At 51.8% G+C, this 4,610-nt stretch carries 2 protein-coding genes; both read left to right on the forward strand.

Annotated elements, in window-relative coordinates:
* On the forward strand, positions 1–1,709 hold a 1,709-nt coding region (locus tag Pmgp_RS18730; protein WP_134216136.1), incomplete at its 5' end, for a methyl-accepting chemotaxis protein.
* 398 nt (positions 1,710–2,107) lie between these two features.
* Positions 2,108–4,610, forward strand: a 2,503-nt coding sequence (locus Pmgp_RS18735) for a cache domain-containing protein (RefSeq protein WP_134216138.1), incomplete at its 3' end; no start/stop codon positions are given.

The raw sequence follows: 4,610 nt of genomic DNA on the forward strand, positions 1-4,610 counted from the left end.
TGGAGACCCGTGGCAACGAGACTGCCTTTACCGGTGACTGGGGCAAGCTGGTAGGCGGTATGAACGGGTTAATGGAAGCTGTGGCCGAGCCGGTTGAAGAACTGATTGCCGTTCTTGGTAGAATGTCAGTAAACGACCTCAGTTTGAAGATGGAGAAGAATTACGCCGGCAACTGGGATGAGCTAAAACAGGCTATCAACGGAGTTCATGCAAGGCTGACCAATATTCACAGGACTGTAAATAAGGTCGCCAAAGGCGATTTAACCGATTACGAATTTTATAGCAAGGTCGGACGCAGGAGTGAGAAAGACGATTTAGTGCCGGGCTTTATCAGGATGCACGAAGCCATTCAAAAGCTGTTGGACGACGCCGACATGCTTGCCGGGTCCGCTGTTGAAGGCAAGCTGGGCACACGGGCCGACGCCGGCCAGCACATGGGAGAATACCGCAAGATTATCGAAGGTGTCAACAATATGATGGACGCGGTAATCAATCCGATCAACGAAGCGGCTGAGTGCCTGAAGGGGATGGCCGAAGGCAATCTTGATGTGAGAATGGCCGGCAAGTACCAGGGAGACCACGCCATTATCAAGGACGCCCTCAACAACACTCTGGAGGAACTCAACGATATCATCAAGAAAGAGGCGGTCAGGTGCCTGCAGGAAGTAGCCCAGGGGAACCTGAACGTGGCGGTGACCGGCAATTACAAAGGAGACTACGGTATTATCAAAGATGCTCTTAACAAGACCATCGAAGACCTGAATGAGACTTTGAGCCAGGTTGCCATTGCCATCGAGCAGGTCAACACAGGCGCGCAGCAGGTGTCGGACTCCAGCCAGGCGCTGTCGCAGGGCGCGGCCGAGTCGGCCAGCACCATGGCCCAAATCACCTCTTCCATGCAGCAGATGAACGACCAGACCAGGCAGAACGCTGAAAACGCCACCCAGGCCAACCAGCTGGCCACCCAGGCCAGGGCCAACGCCGAGCGCGGCAACGAGCAGATGGGCCAGATGGTCAAGGCCATGGGAGAAATTAATGAATCAGCGGCCAACATCTCCAATATCATCAAGGCTATCGACGAGATCGCCTTCCAGACCAACCTGCTGGCTCTAAACGCAGCGGTGGAGGCGGCCCGCGCCGGCAAGCACGGCAAAGGGTTCACCGTGGTGGCCGAGGAAGTGCGCAACCTGGCCCAGCGCAGCGCCAAGGCCGCCAAAGAGACCGCCGAGATGATCGAAGGTTCCATTAAGAAAACCGAGGTCGGCACCAGGATTGCCGAGGAAACATCCAAGGCGCTGGAGGAAATAGTCCTGGGCGTCAGCAAGGTCACCGACTTCATCAGCGAGATAGCGTCCGCCTCCAAGGAGCAGGCGCTTGGCATAGGCCAGATCAACGAAGGCCTGGGCCAGGTGGACCAGGTCACCCAGCAGAACTCCGCCAGCTCGGAAGAGCTTGCCGCGGCCAGCGAAGAAATGTCCAGCCAGGCTGAAATGGTCAGGCAGATGCTGGGCAAGTTCAAGCTGAAAAGGCAGGCGGGGGGTGGTTCTTTCGGCGCCGGCTTTACGGCAGGACCTGCGGGCAAGTCTTACCTGGCTCATAAGCAAGGTCAAAGAGCAGCGCAAAAACTAGCCGCGGCTGGCGGCGGGGGCGGCAGACTGAACCCCGAGGACGTCATCTCCCTGGATGACATGGATTACGGTAAATTTTAGAGGATACTAAACAATACAGCCGCCGGACGCCCTACCGTTGCCCGGCGGCATCTTTATAAACACAGTAGATTGGTTAACCCGGTGTTTTTACTGGTAATTATGATCTGGTTTTCGCAATGAGTAATTAAAAAAAGGAATAAAAAGCTTCTTTAGAAAAAGCAATTTCTGGCGATTTAATATATAGAGGCAATGAAAGAGCCTATTACGTTGAATCTATATTCAATTTTATATAAGAATTTAAGCGGTTTTAAAAGTGAATATAGAGGGGGTGGGTGATGACACTGAAAGGTTAAATTAAGCATGAATAAAACGACATCACAGGTGTTGGCATAAATGAATCTTTTGATTGTTGCAATATCGGTCATTCTTACATAAAACTGAAAAAAGGATGTGGGATTGTGCGTTTTAGCAACATGTCTATGAAACTTAAATTTGGTTTAATATTTGCCGTCACTTTGGTAGTAATGCTTGGAGCTATAATTTTTTCCGTTAATTATGTGGTAAAGAAGGAAGCTGAAGCCGTGGCAGTTGATAAGGCAAAGACAGACCTGACCACGGGATATGAAATACTGGACAAGGAATATCCGGGAGAATGGCGGCGTGAAGGAGAAAAACTCTATAAAGGCAATACATTAATGAATGAAAACTATGGAATTGTCGACAAGATAGGTCAATTGACCGGTGACACAGTTACAATCTTTTGCGGCAACACGCGTGTCAGTACCAATGTTATGAATGAAGGGAAAAGAGCGGTCGGGACGACAGTTGCGGAGAACGTGGCTAATGTCGTATTAAAGCAGGGTCAGAACTATTACGGTGAAGCCAACGTTGTGGGCAATAAATACCAAACTGCTTATACTCCCATAAAAAACTCCAGCGGAGAAATTATCGGCATCTGGTATGTGGGGGCGCCTAAAAAGCTTGCCGACAACATTGTCTCCGGTACCCTTACCGCCATCATCGTTGTGTCTCTTATTATACTGCTGCTGGTGATGATTGTTTTCCGGTTGGTTTTAACCAGGATGTTGACTAACCCGTTGGATTACCTTGTTACATTATCCGATAAAGTTGCCGGCGGGGATTTGTCCGAAGCGGTGGAAGTGAAAACAGACGATGAAATTGGGCGGTTGACCCGGTCATTTAAGAGAATGATGGAAACGGTTAATGCACTGGTGGAAGAGACCAACGGCCTTACCAAGGCGGTGCGGGAAGGTAAGCTGGGCGCCCGTGCCAATGCGGCTGCTTTCTCAGGCAGTTGGGGCGAGATGCTGACGGGGACGAACAACCTGATCGACGCCTTTGTGGAGCCAATCAACTTAACAGCCCGATACATTGACCGCATCAGCAAAGGCGACATACCACCCCGGATTACCGACACTTACCATGGGGATTTCAACGAGATTAAGGATAACCTTAACGGCTGCGTTGATGCCATTAACGGCCTGCTTAAAGGCGACTGGGGTGAACGGGGAGGCGCCAGAAACGGCCTGATCGAAGCCGTGGCCAGCCCCATTAAAGATATGATGACAGTTCTCGGCCAAATGGCTACAAATGATTTCAGCCAAAATATGGACAAAGAATATGCCGGCGCCTGGAACGACCTTAAAGACAGTACCAACGCGGTGCATACGCAAATGATCAGAATTCAGGAGATTTTGAATAATGTCAGCCGGGGCAGCCTGGTCGACCTGGATGACTTAAAGAAAATCGGGCGAAGAAGTGAAAAAGACGAGCTCATTCCGTCATTTATCAGGGCGATGGAAGCTATCCGCAACCTTGTGGCTGACGCGGACATGCTGGCCAAAGCCGCGGTGGAAGGAAAGCTGGACGCCAGGGCGGATGTAAGCAAGCACGACGGCGACTTCCGCAAGGTTGTCGAAGGAGTCAACAGCACTCTGGACGCCGTGATCGGCCCCCTCAACGTAGCTGCCGAATATGTGGACCGTATCTCCAAGGGGGACATCCCGCCGAAGATTACCGACGAATATAAAGGCGACTTTAACGAGATTAAGAATAACGTAAACGGCTGTATCGATGCCGTCAACGGCCTGCTCAAAGAGGTCGACAACCTGATTCTCGCAGTCAGGGAAGGCCGGCTTGATGCCCGCGGCGACGCGGCGGCCTTCACCGGTGACTGGAGTGAGCTGGTTTGCGGCATGAACGGCTTAATGGAAGCCGTGACCGAACCTGTTGAAGAACTGATTGCCGTACTCAGCAAGATGTCGGTGAACGACCTTAGTATAAAAATGGAGAAGGATTATACCGGCAGCTGGGATGAGCTGAAGCAGGCTATCAACGGGGTTCACGCGAGGTTGACCAACATTCACAGGACTATCGGCAAGGTCGCCGGCGGTGATCTAAGCGATTATGACTTCTACAAAAAGGTCGGGCGCAGGAGCGATAAGGACGATTTAGTGCCGGGTTTTATCAGGATGCACGAAGCTATCCAGAAGCTGCTGGACGACGCCAACATGCTGGTTGGGGCCGCGGTTGAAGGCAAGCTTGATACCCGGGCCGACGCAACCAGACATGATGGGGAATATCGTAACGTCATTGAAGGATTCAACAACACCCTTGACGCTGTCGTTGGGCCGTTAAACGTTGCGGCTGAATATATAGACCGGATCAGCAAGGGCGATATTCCACCGAAAATTACCGACAACTACAGCGGCGATTTTAATGAGATTAAAAACAACTTGAACGGCTGTATCGACGCCATCGGCGGTTTGCTTAAGCAAGCGGAAGCGCTGATCGCGGCGGTCAAGGAAGGCAAGCTGGAGACACGCGGCAATGAGGCGGCCTTCAGCGGGGACTGGGGCAGACTGGTCGGCGGCATGAACGGATTGATAGAAGCAGTAAACGAGCCGATTGAGGAGTTGCTTGCTGTCTTGACCCGGATGG

The organism is Pelotomaculum propionicicum (assembly GCF_004369225.1).
Taxonomy (GTDB): domain Bacteria; phylum Bacillota; class Desulfotomaculia; order Desulfotomaculales; family Pelotomaculaceae; genus Pelotomaculum_B; species Pelotomaculum_B propionicicum.